This window comes from Dechloromonas aromatica RCB (assembly GCF_000012425.1).
On record NC_007298.1, the window covers coordinates 1,928,451 to 1,942,306 of the forward strand.

The 13,856-nt window shown below is 59.4% G+C and carries 16 protein-coding genes; 6 read left to right on the plus strand and 10 right to left on the minus strand.

From position 1 onward, the window contains the following. Nucleotides 1–160 precede the first annotated feature (160 nt). The 3 genes from DARO_RS09220 to DARO_RS09230 are packed head-to-tail and all read right to left on the minus strand — an operon-like array spanning nucleotide 161 to nucleotide 1,383. The gene (locus DARO_RS09220) at nucleotides 161–376 is read right to left on the minus strand and encodes a hypothetical protein (protein WP_011287540.1); all 216 of its coding nucleotides are present in this window, start codon (nucleotides 374–376) and stop codon (nucleotides 161–163) included. Next, nucleotides 370–810: a rhodanese-like domain-containing protein gene (locus tag DARO_RS09225; RefSeq protein ID WP_157037176.1), complete on the minus strand. Its 441-nt coding sequence runs from the start codon at nucleotides 808–810 to the stop codon at nucleotides 370–372. The genes DARO_RS09220 and DARO_RS09225 overlap by 7 nt, the downstream gene beginning before the upstream one ends. Nucleotides 811–852: 42 nt before the next feature. Next, nucleotides 853–1,383, minus strand: coding sequence for a DUF3617 family protein (locus DARO_RS09230; protein ID WP_011287542.1), 531 nt, complete (start codon nucleotides 1,381–1,383; stop codon nucleotides 853–855). A gap of 91 nt (nucleotides 1,384–1,474) precedes the next feature. Between DARO_RS09230 and DARO_RS09235 the strand changes: the two genes are divergently transcribed. Together DARO_RS09235 and DARO_RS09240 are read left to right on the plus strand one after the other, a co-directional pair. Beyond that, on the plus strand, nucleotides 1,475–2,029 hold the full coding sequence (locus tag DARO_RS09235) for a YaeQ family protein (RefSeq protein ID WP_011287543.1): 555 nt from the start codon (nucleotides 1,475–1,477) through the stop codon (nucleotides 2,027–2,029). A gap of 49 nt (nucleotides 2,030–2,078) precedes the next feature. Beyond that, entirely contained in the window at nucleotides 2,079–2,549 is a 471-nt protein-coding gene (locus DARO_RS09240; protein WP_011287544.1) for an OmpA family protein, read from the plus strand. Nucleotides 2,550–2,615: 66 nt separating this feature from the next. On the opposite strand, the gene DARO_RS09245 is transcribed toward DARO_RS09240, so the two are convergent. The 4 genes from DARO_RS09245 to DARO_RS09260 all read right to left on the minus strand — a co-directional run bounded on the left by DARO_RS09245 (nucleotide 2,616) and on the right by DARO_RS09260 (nucleotide 6,633). Beyond that, a complete protein-coding gene (locus tag DARO_RS09245) occupies nucleotides 2,616–3,050 on the minus strand; it encodes a CBS domain-containing protein (RefSeq protein WP_011287545.1) in 435 nt (144 codons plus the stop codon). A gap of 138 nt (nucleotides 3,051–3,188) precedes the next feature. After that, on the minus strand, nucleotides 3,189–3,908 hold the full coding sequence (locus DARO_RS09250; RefSeq protein WP_011287546.1) for a TFIIB-type zinc ribbon-containing protein: 720 nt from the start codon (nucleotides 3,906–3,908) through the stop codon (nucleotides 3,189–3,191). Between the two features lie 7 nt (nucleotides 3,909–3,915). Then, on the minus strand, nucleotides 3,916–5,805 hold the full coding sequence (locus DARO_RS09255) for a peptidase U32 family protein (protein ID WP_011287547.1): 1,890 nt from the start codon (nucleotides 5,803–5,805) through the stop codon (nucleotides 3,916–3,918). A gap of 6 nt (nucleotides 5,806–5,811) precedes the next feature. After that, nucleotides 5,812–6,633, minus strand: a complete 822-nt coding sequence (locus tag DARO_RS09260; RefSeq protein ID WP_011287548.1) for a class I SAM-dependent methyltransferase — start codon at nucleotides 6,631–6,633, stop codon at nucleotides 5,812–5,814. Nucleotides 6,634–6,745: 112 nt separating this feature from the next. On the opposite strand from DARO_RS09260, the gene DARO_RS09265 reads away from it, so the two are divergent. Then, a complete protein-coding gene (locus tag DARO_RS09265) occupies nucleotides 6,746–7,024 on the plus strand; it encodes a hypothetical protein (RefSeq protein ID WP_011287549.1) in 279 nt (92 codons plus the stop codon). Between the two features lie 121 nt (nucleotides 7,025–7,145). On the opposite strand, the gene ettA is transcribed toward DARO_RS09265, so the two are convergent. From ettA to DARO_RS09280, 3 genes are all read right to left on the minus strand, one after another. Next, the gene (gene ettA, locus DARO_RS09270) at nucleotides 7,146–8,810 is read right to left on the minus strand and encodes an energy-dependent translational throttle protein EttA (RefSeq protein ID WP_011287550.1); all 1,665 of its coding nucleotides are present in this window, start codon (nucleotides 8,808–8,810) and stop codon (nucleotides 7,146–7,148) included. 122 nt (nucleotides 8,811–8,932) lie between these two features. Then, nucleotides 8,933–9,574, minus strand: a complete 642-nt coding sequence (locus tag DARO_RS09275) for an N-acyl amino acid synthase FeeM domain-containing protein (RefSeq protein WP_011287551.1) — start codon at nucleotides 9,572–9,574, stop codon at nucleotides 8,933–8,935. Between the two features lie 23 nt (nucleotides 9,575–9,597). Then, nucleotides 9,598–10,155 carry a polymer-forming cytoskeletal protein gene (locus tag DARO_RS09280; protein ID WP_011287552.1) on the minus strand — a complete coding sequence of 186 codons (558 nt, stop codon included), beginning with the start codon at nucleotides 10,153–10,155 and terminating at the stop codon, nucleotides 9,598–9,600. A gap of 355 nt (nucleotides 10,156–10,510) precedes the next feature. Between DARO_RS09280 and DARO_RS09285 the strand changes: the two genes are divergently transcribed. The 3 genes from DARO_RS09285 to DARO_RS09295 are packed head-to-tail and all read left to right on the plus strand — an operon-like array spanning nucleotide 10,511 to nucleotide 13,852. Next, on the plus strand, nucleotides 10,511–11,914 hold the full coding sequence (locus DARO_RS09285) for an ATP-binding protein (protein ID WP_157037178.1): 1,404 nt from the start codon (nucleotides 10,511–10,513) through the stop codon (nucleotides 11,912–11,914). Next, nucleotides 11,904–12,446, plus strand: a complete 543-nt coding sequence (locus DARO_RS09290) for a hypothetical protein (protein WP_011287554.1) — start codon at nucleotides 11,904–11,906, stop codon at nucleotides 12,444–12,446. Before DARO_RS09285 ends, DARO_RS09290 begins: the two co-directional genes overlap by 11 nt. Continuing rightward, the gene (locus DARO_RS09295; protein WP_011287555.1) at nucleotides 12,443–13,852 is read left to right on the plus strand and encodes a sigma 54-interacting transcriptional regulator; all 1,410 of its coding nucleotides are present in this window, start codon (nucleotides 12,443–12,445) and stop codon (nucleotides 13,850–13,852) included. The genes DARO_RS09290 and DARO_RS09295 overlap by 4 nt, the downstream gene beginning before the upstream one ends. Nucleotides 13,853–13,856 lie beyond the last annotated feature (4 nt).

The following is a 13,856-nucleotide window of genomic DNA, read 5'->3' on the forward strand; positions in this document are numbered from 1 at the left end:
CGAATTGGCGAGTGAGAAATACAAGCGAAAAGCACAGCTTATGCGCTTCGGCTTTTTTTCAGGGGGATTGGCGGCAAATTCATTTGGCTTTGCCACTGCCTAAACCAGATTTCAATTTTGGCCATTTTTTCCGGTTGACCGTAACAACAAGAGTGCTCGGCTAAGGCGCCGTCTGCTCCAGCACCGGCCAGATTCGCCAATGCCCACAGGCCGAGCGGGCGCGGCGTTCGGAGTTGTCCCAGCCGCCGCCTAGGCAGAGGCCTTCCGAGGTTTCCGATTCGATGATCACGGTGCCCGGCTCGGTGCCGGGTTGGCGCCAACCGCTCCAGCGCTCGCAACTGGCGCAGCGTTTGCGGTCGACGGCCTGGCTCAGCAAGTTTTCGCGGCCTTGCAGGAGGCGATGGTTTGGGTGGCCGGGGCAACCGGGCCGCCAGCGCCGATCCAGCCCTTGATACCGTTCTTGACGTTGTAAACCGTGGCGTAGCCGGCCTGTTGCGACAGGAACTGGCTGACCGGCTTGGTGCGGTTCCCGGTGCGGCAGATGACGATGACCGGCTCGTTCGGCTTGGCGATGGGCTTGACCTTCTCCAGCCAGCCGGCGGCGTCGTGGCGGCCCTTTTCATCAAAGAAGGTCAGCAGTTTGCTGCCGGAGATGATGCCGGTTTCTTCCCATTCGGATTGCAGGCGGATGTCGATGACCGGAATGCCGCTTTTGGCCAGCTTTTCAAGCTGGGCGTTGTCGATGTCGATCACTTCAGCGTGGGCGAACTGGCTGGCGGCAAGGAGGCAGGCGAGGAGTAGGCGGCGCATGGTGGTCTCGTTCATAAGAAAACGCTGATTATATGGGGTGCCTTACTGCTTTTGCTGGCGCTTCATCATTTCACGGACCTGCGGATCGTTCATCATTTCCTGCATGTTGAATTTCTGCATGCCCGGCATGATCACGTCACCCGGCTTCTGGCCGGCCTTGCAGGGGCCGAGCCAGCGAGCTTCCTGAACCATCTTCATTTCCTTCATGCCGTGCTGGGGCGGATCGTAGCGGATCACCATGTCGTTGCGGTAGGCCGAGTCGAAATCGCCGGTGATGACTGAATCGCTGGTGCTGGTCACGCCCTCATGCTTGCAGACGGCGTGGATGGTCACTTTGCCGGCGCCGCGGCTGACATCCGTGACCGGGCAATTGGCCTTTTCCTTGGCGCGTTCCTGCATCACGTTGTCGCTGGCCTGATCGACGCACATCTGCATCGGACCCTGCGAGGGCATGCCGGCCATCTGGGTTTTCATTTCCCACAGCCCGGATTTCCGGCGCGGGGCATCGGCGGCGTCGGCCTGAACGGCGAAGAGGCTGGCGAGCAACAGGGGAAGGATGCGCAGTGGGCTCATGGCGGAATTTCCTGAAGAGTGGCTAGTAATAATCGTAGTCTGCTTTGGGGAATGCGTCATGGGATAATCCGCGCTTTTTACGGGAACCGGCATGGCGCTCAAATCCACCATCTTCAAGGCCGAATTGCAGCTCGCCGACCTCGACCGTTCGCACTTCGGCGACTACTCGCTGACGATTGCCCGCCACCCGTCGGAAACCGACGAGCGCATGATGGTTCGCCTGCTCGCTTTTGCGCTGAATGCTTCGGAAACGCTGACCTTCGGGCGTGGCCTGTCGGCCACCGATGATGAAGGGGATCTGCAGGATCTTGACGCCACCGGCAGTGTCGAGCGCTGGATCGATGTCGGCCTGCCCGATGAAAAGCTGATCCGCCGCGCCTGCAATCGGGCGCGTCACGTCATGGTGCTGAGTTATGGCGGCCGGACGGCCGAACTCTGGTGGCAACAAACGCAGGGCAAGGTGTCCGGCCAGAAAAACCTGCGCGTGCTGGCGCTGAGTGTCGAGGACAGCAAAGCCTTGGCTGGCCTGGCTGAGCGCGGCATGCGGCTGCAATGTACGATTCAGGATGGAACGATCTGGCTGGGGGGCGAGCAAGGGCACGTCGAACTGACACCGAAAGTTTTGTTCGCTAGCGATTTGGCATAGAATCATTCGGTCTCTTGCAGGCTCCGTGCAACCAAATTGAGAGGTGACTATGGCAGCGAATGATGATGACGAATCAACCGCGGTAATCGTTGGGGTGTTGGCCGGCATCGTGCTGGCCGTCGTGGCCGTGGTCTATGGTGCCAGCGCCGGCAAGGGCTACAAGCCTGCTGCATCGGTCGTCCAGCAGGCCGAGATCGCACCGGTCGGCGAAGCATTGGCCAAGGTCTTTTTCGCGGTTGGCGCTGCTGCGCTCGACGAGGCCGACAAGGGTGTCGTCGCCAAGACGCTGGAAGCCCTTTCGGCCAATCCGAACGCTATTGTGCTGCTCTCCGGGTTCCACGATCCTTCCGGCGATCCGGCCAAGAATGCCGAACTGGCCAAGCACCGCGCTCAGTCGGTGCGCGACGCGCTGGTCGCCGCTGGCGTCGCCGCAGAACGCATCAAGTTCCGCAAGCCTGAATCGACGCTCGGTGCCGGCAGTCCGGAAGAGGGGCGTCGCGTCGAGATTCGCGTCCAGTAAGGCTGAATGATCAGTAAAAGGCGAGCCTGGCAGCTCGCCTTTTTTATTTCAGTTCATTTTTCCAGGTCACAGAATGACGGTGATTTCCTCGCGCCGAACCAGATCCTGTGCCATCTGCAAGCCGTCGATATCCAGTGCATCGTGGGCAGCCAGCAAGCCGACCGGATGGCCGGCGTCATCAACGACTGGAATATGGCGGAAACCGCCTTCGTACATCAGGTGTAGCGCATGCCCGAAAGGTTTGTCGGGGCTGACGGTCTGAATGTTTCGGGTCATGATGGTGGTAATTGCGGTATTGGCCGGGTCGCAACCGTTGGCCACCGCACGAAAAACAATGTCGCGCTCGGTGCAAATCCCTGCGAGCAGGCCTTTGTCAATGATCAGTATGGCCGATGAATGCCACTCTTTCATGATGATCGCGGCTTCTCGCACAGTGGTGCCACTCCCGGTGGTCGGGAATGGCCGTCCTTGAATAACTTCACTTACCAGGCGGTTGGGCATGTTGGATCCTTTCGCTTCAGGGTGAGTAAGTTGCAGCCAACACTTAGGACATGGATAGCTTGTCTAAGTTCTCTTGCTGCAGCGCTCAATCCAAAAAGAAGGATGTGCCTTGCCCGGAGTGGACCGGCGGTATTCTGGCTAACGCTTGATCAGGTGCCAGACAAACTCGGCACCGGCCGAAATCAGGTCGATGGTATCGATGATGCCGGCGTTTTCCGGCTCCTGTTTCATGCGTTTCAAGCGAGATTTTTCGCGTTCGCGCATCACGATGGCGTCGCCCAGCAATTCAACGTCGCGGGTCGTGCGGCGGACTTCGGCGTGCTGGTAGCGACTGAGTGCCTGTTCGACGGCGCCGGAGTCGAGGATGGTGATTGGCGCCCGGCAATGGCTACAGGCGTGGTCCTTGCGGATATCGACCGGGGCACCGCAACCCATGCAGCGGATGATGCCAACCTTGGCAGACAATTCGTCGATTTCGGCCGGATTGAGTTGCCGGACGAAACCCTTTTCGATCATGAACTGGGCGAAGGTCGTGAAACGACCATGTTTTTGCAGGCAGCGGTGGTAGTTGAACTTGCCGCCATGCTTGGCGACGTCGAGTCCATGCAGCAGTTTTTCATTGCAGCGCGGGCATTGCAGCGGGTCGCGCAAGGGTAGGCGCTGGTCGTCGTGGTGTTCGTGCAGTTGCTTGAACAGTTCGATGATGCCGCCAGGCGTGATCTGCACGCTTTCAAAATCGTCGAACCAGATGCCCTGGCACTGGAAGCAGAGGTCGAGAACGACCTCGCCGTGCAGCAGCCGCTCGAAGCGGTGCTTGGTCATCGTTTGTCGGCAGGACGGGCAGGGCAGCGGCTTCATGCCGATATTATGCCGGACGAATGGTTCCCAGGTTCAGTTTGACGCCCTTTTTCATCTTGCCGATGACGTGCATTTCGCAAGCCTTGCAGTCGAACTTGAGGATCAGCTTTTCGTTGCCATTGACCAGCGTCATCGGGTCCGGCTTCAGGTGCTTAACTTCCTTCGGGCACAGATTGAAGCTGTAGCGCAGGCAGTGGCGGGTGATCATCAGCGAGACCATGCCTTTTTCGTTGCCGGCCTCGTAGGCTTCCTCGATCAGCTTGACGCCATGTTTTTCATAGAAGGCGCGTGCCTTGGCGTTAAAGACGTTGCCGAGATAGGTCAGCTCGTCCTGTGGGTAGGGCACCGGATGGTCGGCCGGCTGGGCGCGCGGCGGGCGCGGGTGGCTGGCGAGACGGGCGGCTTCGAGCTTTTCGGTCGCTTCGCGGCGCAGGGCGTTGATCGCACTGACCGGCAGAAACCAAGGCTGCGACAATTGCAGTTCGACCGGCTCTGCGACAAACATGGTGTTGCCAAACTTGCCGAGATTTTCCTTGAGTTTGGCCAGTGCCTGATCGGCGTTCTGGGCAACTTCGCGGCCGATTTTCTCGCTTTTCGGCAGATCAACGCCAACGGTCACGCCATCTTCGTCTGTCAGCGTCAGGCGGAAGCCATTGGCGGTTTCAGAGAAAACCGGCTTCACCGAAATGCGCCGGTCGGCCGAGTCCTTTTCCAGCGCCCGTTCGAATTCCTGGTCGCGGTTGCGGAACAGCGTGGCGCCTTCGGTCAGTTCTTCCGGCATTTCGGCCGGGAACAGTTTCTTGCCTTCGGCCCGGTTGATGCGCATGCCGAGTACGTCGCCATTGGCGTCGTAGAAGCAGACGCCGTCGCCGTTGTGGAAATCCTGGTCGGTATTGACCATGAACCAGCCATCGCCGATATCGGCTACCTCACCAATCAACTCGCCAACGAAGGCTGGCGAATCGAAGGCACCAATGTCGTCCTGCCGGCCACCGGCAAAGTAATCGGTATAGCCACGATTGAAGGTTTTGTCCGGCTGCGGCGTGAAGGAGAAAGTGCTGTGGCCGCTGGAAGCTCGACTGAATTCCGGGTTGTTGGCGATGATCTCGTCGAGCAGCGTGCGGTAATGCGCCGTGATGTTCTTGACGTAGGAGAGGTCTTTCAAGCGCCCCTCGATCTTGAACGAACTGACCCCGGCACGGGCCAGTTCCAGCATGTTGTCGGTCTGGTTGTTGTCCTTCATCGACAGCAGATGCTGGTTCTCGGTGATCGTCTTGCCCTTGTCGTCGACCAGCGTGTAGGGCAGGCGGCAGGCCTGCGAGCATTCGCCGCGATTGGCGCTGCGCCCGGTGTGGGCCTGGCTGATGTAGCACTGGCCGCTAAAGGCGACGCACAGCGCGCCATGCACAAAGTATTCGAGGGCGAGGGTGGTTTCGCTGGCGACGGCATGGACTTCCTGGATCGACATTTCGCGGGCCAGGACCACTTGCGAAAAACCGGCATCTTCGAGGAACTTCACCTTGGCCGGGTTGCGGTTGTCAGTTTGCGTGCTGGCGTGCAACTGGATCGGCGGCAGGTCGGTTTCGAGCAGCCCCATGTCCTGAATGATCAGCGCATCGGTGCCAGCTTCATAGAGTTCCCAGGCCAGCTGTCGGGCACCTTCCAGTTCGTCGTCGTGCAGGATGGTGTTCAGCGCGACGAAGACTTTTGCCCGGTAGCGGTGGGCAAAATCACACAGGCGTCGGATTTCAGCGACGCTGTTGCCGGCGCCGTAACGGGCGCCGAAAGTCGGGCCGCCGATATAGACGGCATCGGCCCCGTGCTTGATGGCTTCAATGCCGAAATCGGCATTCTTGGCCGGCGCGAGGAGTTCGAGAGGGTGTTGAATTCGAGTCATGGCGCCTTAGTACGCAAAACGAGGGGTAAGTTCTTCGATATTGAACTCACGCAGGATGGCCTCGGCCCGTTCGCGGGCATTCTTGCGAGGATTGCCGCGCTTGGTGGCGATGATCAGCTCATTTTTCATCGAATGCTCCCAGCCGACCAACTCGGTGACGGTGACGTCGTAACCGTGGGACTCGAGCAGCAGGCAGCGCAGTACGTTGGTCAGGTGGCTGCCCAGTTCGCGGGTATGGATCGGGTGTCGCCAAAGTTCCGACAGCGGTGTCTTGCTCAGCGATTCGTTCTTTTTGGCCCGCATCGTGGCGGCGACTTCGGCCTGGCAGCAAGGGACGAGGACGATATGGCGGGCGTTGCGGGTCAGGGCAAAACGGATGGCGTCGTCGGTGGCCGTGTTGCAGGCGTGTAGCGCGGTGACGACATCGACGGTGTCTGGCAATTCGCTGGACGACAGCGAGTCCTCGACCGTGCAGGCCATGAAGCGCATCCGCGGAAAGCCAAGCCGGGCGGCCAGTTCGCGCGATTTTTCGACCAGTTCGGCGCGGGTTTCGATGCCGACAATCTCGCCGCTGGCACGCTCCTTGAAATAGAGATCGTAGAGGATGAAACCGAGGTAGGACTTGCCGGCCCCATGGTCGACCAAGGTCTCGGCGCCGTCCAGCAGTGGTTCGATGAACTGATAGAGGTGATAGACCTGCTTGAGCTTGCGCCGCGTGTCCTGGTTGAGCTTTCCATCGCGGGTCAGGATGTGCAGTTCCTTGAGCAGTTCGAGGGACTGGCCGGGACGAATTTCCGGGATGGCGGCAGGTGGTTTTGGCTTCTTCATGGGGCGCAATTATCGCATTCAAAGTTCTGTTGAAATTGTGTCAACCGAATCAAAGTCGGGTCGTTATTAGGCTCATGGTGATCAAACACCGCAAACATACGGAGAGTGAGAAATGGGCAGTCTGAGCAATGAATCCTTTGAGCAGTTTCTGGATTCCCTGAAGAAAGCCGGTATTACAATTTCCAACGAAGTCGAACTGCGTGAGCGTCTGGCTGAAGCACAGCGCTGGCGTTTCGCCTTCCAGACACTGGCCGCCAACGGCAAGACCATCGGAATCTGTTTTGAAGACCATTCCGAAGGCCGCAACGAAGCCGAGATCGACCGTGCGTTTAACGAATTCCAGTTTTCCGAAAAGAGCAAGGCGGTTTTCTCAGCCAGCCTGAAGCACTAAAATCCACACACACCGGTTTTGAGCCTCGCATCGGCGGGGCACGAAAGAAGAACGGGCGCCGAAATGGCGCCCGTTTTGCATTTGGGGCACCGCAACGATTCGTTGCGGCCCCTGAGCAGAATCAGCGGGTAATCGGCTTGTAGCGAATCCGCTTCGGTTTGGCACCTTCTTCGCCGAGGCGACGGCGCTTGTCTTCTTCGTATTCCTGATAGTTGCCGGTGAAGAAATTCCACTGCGACTCGCCTTCGGCAGCCAGGATGTGCGTACAGATCCGGTCGAGGAACCAGCGATCGTGCGAGATGACCATCGCACAACCGGCGAATTCGAGCAGTGCGTCTTCCAGCGCACGCAGCGTTTCGACGTCGAGGTCGTTGGATGGTTCGTCGAGCAGCAGTACGTTGCCGCCAGCCATCAGCGTCTTGGCCAGATGCAGACGACCACGTTCGCCGCCGGACAGATTGCCGACCTGCTTGCCCTGGTCGGCACCCTTGAAGTTGAAGCGGCCGATGTAGGCACGCGACGGCATTTCGAACTTGCCGATCTGCAGAATGTCGCTGCCCTGGGCCAGTTCTTCGAAAACAGTCTTGGTGCCGTCCAGGCAATCGCGTGATTGGTCGACATAAGCCATCTTGACCGTGGGGCCGATGATGACTTCGCCGGAGTCGGGCTGCTGCTGACCGGTGATCATCTTGAACAGGGTCGATTTACCGGCACCGTTCGGACCGATGATGCCGACGATGGCGCCGGCCGGAATGTTGAAGCTGACGTTGTCCATCAGCAGCTTGTCACCGAAGGACTTGGTGACGCCGTTGAACTCGATGACCTTGTCGCCCAGTCTTTCGCCGACCGGAATGAAGATTTCCTGCGTTTCGTTGCGCTTCTGGTATTCCTGGCTGGACATTTCCTCAAAGCGGGCGAGACGGGACTTGCTCTTGGCCTGACGCGCCTTCGGATTGGAGCGAACCCACTCCAGTTCCTGCTTCATCGCCTTCATGTGGGCGTCGATCTGCTTGTTTTCGGTTTCCAGGCGGGCTTCCTTCTGCTCCAGCCAGCTGGAGTAGTTACCCTTGTACGGAATGCCGTGGCCGCGGTCGAGTTCGAGAATCCATTCGGCGGCGTTGTCGAGGAAGTAGCGATCGTGGGTGACGGCGACCACGGTGCCGGGGAAGCGGACGAGGAACTGTTCCAGCCATTCGACCGATTCGGCGTCGAGGTGGTTGGTCGGTTCGTCGAGCAGCAGCATGTCCGGCTTGGCCAGCAGTAGCTTGCACAGCGCAACGCGGCGCTTTTCACCGCCGGACAGGTTGCCGATCACGGCATCCCAGGGCGGCAGGCGCAGCGCATCGGCGGCCAGTTCCATCTGGGCTTCGGTATCGGAGCCGGCGGTGGCGATGATGGCCTCCAGGCGAGCTTGTTCCTCGGCCAGCTTGTCGAAATCGGCTTCCGGGTCGGCATAAGCGGCATAGACTTCATCGAGCTTGGCCTGGGCCTGCATCACTTCGCCGAGCGCGGATTCGACTTCCTCGCGTACGGTCTTGGCCGGATCGAGTTGCGGTTCCTGCGGCAGGTAGCCAATGGAAACGCCGGCCAGATGCTGGACTTCGCCGTCGTATTCCTTGTCTACGCCGGCCATGATCTTCAGTACGGTCGACTTGCCCGAACCGTTCAGGCCGAGCAGGCCGATCTTGGCGCCGGGGAAGAAGGAGAGGGAAATATCCTTGATGATCTGACGCTTGGGCGGGACGATCTTGCTGACGCGGAGCATCGACATTACATATTGTGCCATTCGCTTGCCTGTTGTTTATGGGTGGGATTTTTTGATCTGCGAAGTCTACGGGGCTTCAATGCAAATGACCAGCCTCCCGAATGTCGGGGGCTGGTCATTGTTGGTTTGAGTTGAGGAGGAAGCTAAAAGTGGAGGTTGCCGAGCGTACGATGCAGCAGGATGGCTGGTGCTTCTACCCGCGGGCAGGTACGGAGCGATCCGACTTGTGTAAAGCCAAGCTGCCGCCGGTAATAGCCGGCGTGCCGGGGATTGACTTCGATGACGACATCGGTGCCGCCAAAAACCGCTCTGGCGTACTGGTAGGCGGCTCGAAAGAGCGAGTGCAGCAATTCCGGGTCATGGCAATCGAGATCGACCGCCAGGCGAGTAACTTCGCAGATCACCCTGGCCGGTTTGCGTAGCCCGGCCATCTCCTGGCCGTAAAGCGTATCGGCCAGCAAACCCTCGCTGGAATCACGCGAAGCGGTCAGCGTTGCCACCAGATCACGGTCTTGCCAGGCGCCGAGCGTGACGTGGTTGGGATCGCCAAGCTGCTGGCGGGGCGGAGAGAGGCGGTAACCGCGCCAGGAGTACATGCGTCGAACCAGCGCACCGCACGCCCGATTTTGCTGATATGTGACGGCCGGGGCAATCATCAATTCCGGCGAACCGGAATCAATGCCCGTGCCTATTTCAAGGTCACTAACGTCCGGCAACAAATGGGCGCCGAAGTGGCCTTTCGGGGGTGTGGATTTAGGTGGTGCTACATGATGCATGGATTGCATTCTATGGTCTGCCTAAAATGTAATCAACCAGCGACGGCGCTGAGGGAGATTGCCGGTTCCTCACGATGGTGGAACTGGCCCGATTTTTCGGCGGATATTGCGTTGATGTCGCCGCACAATTCTCCGCCTTCATCGATCACCAGCTTGCCGTAACGAATCTTGCCGCTGACCCGGCCGGTGGCGTGAATGATCAACTGGGAGCGTGCGGTCAGTTCGCCGTCAAAGCTGCCGTGAATTTCGGCAATGTCGATGCTGACCTTGCCGGAAAAAGCGCCTTTGTCGGCGATGCGAATAACCCGGCTATCCATGGTGGCTTCGACGCGACCTTCGACGACCAGCGTGTCGCAATCAAGAATTTCGGCCCCCTTGAGTTTGACGTCAGGACCGACGATCAAGCGGGCGCCCATCACGTTTTCGGAGGTGTTGGTGGCCTCCGGTTTTTCAGGGGGCGCCGGCGTTGGCGCCACTGCCACTGGTTCGGCGACTGGTTTCAGGTTAGCAGCGTTGGAGCCCAGGATGCTATTGACCTCCTTGCGGGTGATGGTGTCATTGCGATTGGTGATGGTGGGTTTGCTGAACATGGAAACTCCCGTTTTGAGGTTTGCGACGATTAACTGTCTGGGAGTCCATTGCGATAAGCGTGCCATGTATAAAAAAACAATTAAAAACAATGTATTGGTTAAATTATCTAAACCGTAATATTGAAATGCACGATGGTGCTGTCGTGTAATGGCGACAGGTTTATTTGGCATTTCCCGGAAAGCTGACTAGGCTATAAGGATTAGCTGTCGTTAAAATGCGACTTCGCTACAATCTATTGTTTATAAAAGATAATTTTTAAAAAAATTAGGGGCTTTTGAATCCTTGGTGATGGGTCGTTCAAGGAGAGGAATGGTCGATGCGGTTTACACTGGAGGTTTCCATATCAGTACGCGAATGAATCGAATTTCCTTCCGCCAGGGCATGCTGCTTGGCTTTGCACTGATTGTTTTGCTGCTTGGCGGTGCTGCGGTGCAAAGCTGGCTGGTTGTTGAACGGCTGGTTGAACAAAGCCGTCGCGGAAGCGAGCAGGCTATCCAGTTGACGGCAGCTATCCAGGAATTGGGGGAGCGCACGGTCGATATCGAACGCAGCGCGCGTCAGTATCTGGTTCTTGATAACCCGGTATTTCGTCAGCGTTTCGATGAACACCTGGCGCAATCGCTGGCAGTGATTGATCGCCTCGATGGCATGGCGGCCGAGCCGCTGCTTCCATTGCTGGGCGGCTGGCGCATGGTGGCCGAAGCGCTGCGTAGTGGCCTTGAGCAGAACATCCCGCAGGCCGAGATCATTCCCTTGTTGGCGCGCATGGCTGAATTGAACGACTTGCTGAGGCAGGGCGGGCAGCGCTGGATCGAGGCGCAGAACCGCAAGTCTCTTGAGGACCTTGAAGCCAATCGGCTCCGCCTCGGTGGACGGATCGGCCTGGCCTTGCTCGGGGCGTTGCTGGTAGCGCTGGCCATCGGCTGGTGGCTGGTGCGGCCGGTGCGCCACCTTGAGCAGGCGATCATCCGGCTCGGTGCCAGTCGCTTTGACGAAGCCGTCAAGGTCGGCGGTCCGGCCGACTTGCGGCAATTGGGCAAGCGCCTCGATTGGTTGCGGCAGCGTCTGGCCGATCTGGAATCCGATCGCGAGCGGGCCTTGCGCCATGTTTCGCACGAATTGAAAACCCCCTTGACCGCCTTGAAGGAGGGGATTTCACTGCTCCGTGAAGAGGTTCCGGGGCCGCTGGCTTCCGGTCAGCGCGAGGTGGTCGAGATCCTTCAGCACAATGTCCGTGGCTTGCAGGAGCAGATAGAAAGCCTGCTGACCCTCAATGCGGCGGCCTTCGAGGCGCGTCGCCTGCAGATCGCGCCGGTCAAGCCGCGCAAGCTATTGGCCTCGGTGGTGCAGCGCCGCGAGCTGCACAGTCAGTCCCGGCAGTTGAATATCGTCGTCGAGGCGCCTGATGAGCAGGCCATGCTTGATGCCGAGAAAATGACGGTTGTCCTCGATAACCTGTTATCGAATGCCATCGATTTCAGCCCGGAAGGCGGCGAGGTTCGCCTGCGGGCCTCTCATGCTGATGGCCTTTGGCGCTTTGAATGCATCGACCAGGGACCAGGCATCGCCGACGAAGACAGGCAGCGAATCTTCGATCCCTTCGTTCAGGGCCAGCGTGAGGCGCCAGCGCCGCGCCAAGGCAGCGGAGTTGGCCTGTCCATAGTGCGCGAACTCGTACGTGCCATGGGCGGTGCGGTCTATCTTGTCCCGCAATCGGCGGGCGCCCATTTTTGTGTGGAAATACCTGATGAGCAGTAATCGTAAAATATCTTTCATTAAGCTGGTGACGACGTTTTTCCTGGTGCTGGCGATTGCCGGTTGCACTACCGCGCCGCTAGCCAAAAAGCCGATCCGTGTCGACGAAACGACGCCCGAAGCGGCCCTCAGTTACAACCAGGGCCTGAGCAAAATAACGGCGGCGGAACTGGGTCGCGAGCGCATGGTGTTGAGCGCGGTGCCACAGACGCCCTATACCCAGGTCAGGATGGCCATGCTGCTTGGCCACCCGCGTGTGCAGCAGGATCTGGGCAAGGCGCTTGCCCTGCTCGATAACGTCCTCAAGTCCAACGATCCGGCGGCGGTGCCATTCCATCCGCTGGCCCGCTTGCTTTCCGACAACTACATCGAGCGTGCCAAGCTGGAAAACCAACTCGACAAACAGGGGCAGCAATTAAAGGATAGCCAGCGCAAGGCAAGCGAACTCCAGGAAAAACTCGACAGCCTGGCTGATATCGAACGGACACTGACGCCGCGGTCGCGAACGCCCCGGCCCGAAGGAGTCAAGCGATGATGGCGGCGCCATCCAAGGCGGTCGGTGCGCATGTGCTGGTAGTCGATGACGATGAGGATATTCTGCGCCTGCTGACCATGCGCTTGCGGGCGAGGGGGTTCCGGGTGTCTGCCGTTGGTTCGGCCGAGCAGGCGCTGGCCCAGATCGCCGTTGATCCGCCCCGGCTCGTCGTCAGCGATGTTCGTCTGCCCGGCCTGGATGGCCTGTCGCTGTTCGAAGAGATCCGCCGCACGCGGCCGACCTTGCCGGTCATTCTGCTTACGGCCCACGGCAATATTCCCGATGCCGTCGATGCCACCTCCCGCGGCGTCTTTGGCTACCTGACCAAGCCGTTCGATAGCCAGATCCTGCTCGAAAAGATTGATCGCGCCCTGCAACTCTCGGCACCGACGCCCCATGTTGGCGAACTGCCACCCGTCACTGCCGAGGGTGACGATGCCTGGATGGCCGGTGTTATTTTCCGTAGCAGCCGCATGGCCGAGTTGATGGCCGAAGCCCGCATGATTGCCGCCTCTGATGCCAGCGTGCTGATCCGTGGCGAAAGCGGCTCCGGCAAGGAGGTTCTGGCGCGAGCCATCCACCGGGCCAGTCCGCGTGCCAAGGGGCCGTTTATCGCCATCAACTGCGGCGCCATTCCTGAACAGCTGCTCGAGTCGGAATTGTTTGGCCACGCCAAGGGGGCCTTCACCGGCGCCGCAACCAATCGCGTTGGTCTGTTTCAGGCGGCCAATGGCGGCACGCTCTTCCTCGACGAAATCGGCGACATGCCGCTGGCCTTGCAGGTCAAGCTGCTGCGCGTGTTGCAGGAACGTGTTGTCCGGCCGGTGGGTACGACCAAGGCCGAGCCGGTGGATGTCCGCCTGCTGTCGGCCACCCATCGCGATCTCGATGCCGCCATGGCGCAAGGCCAGTTCCGCGAGGACCTCTATTACCGCCTCGATGTCGTTTCCCTGACCCTGCCGCGTCTCGATGAACGACGAGAAGACATTCCGCTGCTCGCTTCGCATTTTGTCCAATTGCTCGCCGGCAAATACGGCAAGCAGGTCAACGGCTTCGCTCCCGAGGCGCTGGAGGCCTTGGCGACCGCGGCCTGGCCGGGCAATGTCCGACAACTGTTCAACGTCGTCGAACAAAGCTGTGCGCTGACTTCGACGCCATTGATCCCGCTAACGCTAGTCCAGCGCGCCCTGCGGGTGCCAGCCATGGATGCCTTGACCTACGCTGACGCCAAGCAGCGCTTCGAGCGCAATTACCTCGTTCAGCTGCTCAAGCTGACCGATGGCAACGTTGCCGATGCGGCGCGCATTGCCGAACGCAACCGCACTGAGTTCTACCGCCTGCTGCAAAAACATGACCTGACTCCGGCCATGTTCCGCAGCGATAGCGAAGTGGCCGCCGAACGCTGATCCG

Coding starts and splice junctions, on each gene's coding strand:
- ettA (WP_011287550.1), bottom strand. CDS start 8,810: ATGGCACAATATGTAATGTCGATGCTCCGCGTCAGCAAGATCGTCCCG.
- DARO_RS09245 (WP_011287545.1), bottom strand. CDS start 3,050: ATGCCCAACCGCCTGGTAAGTGAAGTTATTCAAGGACGGCCATTCCCG.
- DARO_RS09265 (WP_011287549.1), top strand. CDS start 6,746: ATGGGCAGTCTGAGCAATGAATCCTTTGAGCAGTTTCTGGATTCCCTG.
- DARO_RS09250 (WP_011287546.1), bottom strand. CDS start 3,908: ATGAAGCCGCTGCCCTGCCCGTCCTGCCGACAAACGATGACCAAGCAC.
- DARO_RS09295 (WP_011287555.1), top strand. CDS start 12,443: ATGATGGCGGCGCCATCCAAGGCGGTCGGTGCGCATGTGCTGGTAGTC.
- DARO_RS09225 (WP_157037176.1), bottom strand. CDS start 810: ATGCGCCGCCTACTCCTCGCCTGCCTCCTTGCCGCCAGCCAGTTCGCC.
- DARO_RS09275 (WP_011287551.1), bottom strand. CDS start 9,574: ATGCAATCCATGCATCATGTAGCACCACCTAAATCCACACCCCCGAAA.
- DARO_RS09260 (WP_011287548.1), bottom strand. CDS start 6,633: ATGAAGAAGCCAAAACCACCTGCCGCCATCCCGGAAATTCGTCCCGGC.
- DARO_RS09240 (WP_011287544.1), top strand. CDS start 2,079: ATGGCAGCGAATGATGATGACGAATCAACCGCGGTAATCGTTGGGGTG.
- DARO_RS09230 (WP_011287542.1), bottom strand. CDS start 1,383: ATGAGCCCACTGCGCATCCTTCCCCTGTTGCTCGCCAGCCTCTTCGCC.
- DARO_RS09235 (WP_011287543.1), top strand. CDS start 1,475: ATGGCGCTCAAATCCACCATCTTCAAGGCCGAATTGCAGCTCGCCGAC.
- DARO_RS09290 (WP_011287554.1), top strand. CDS start 11,904: ATGAGCAGTAATCGTAAAATATCTTTCATTAAGCTGGTGACGACGTTT.
- DARO_RS09285 (WP_157037178.1), top strand. CDS start 10,511: ATGAATCGAATTTCCTTCCGCCAGGGCATGCTGCTTGGCTTTGCACTG.
- DARO_RS09280 (WP_011287552.1), bottom strand. CDS start 10,155: ATGTTCAGCAAACCCACCATCACCAATCGCAATGACACCATCACCCGC.
- DARO_RS09255 (WP_011287547.1), bottom strand. CDS start 5,805: ATGACTCGAATTCAACACCCTCTCGAACTCCTCGCGCCGGCCAAGAAT.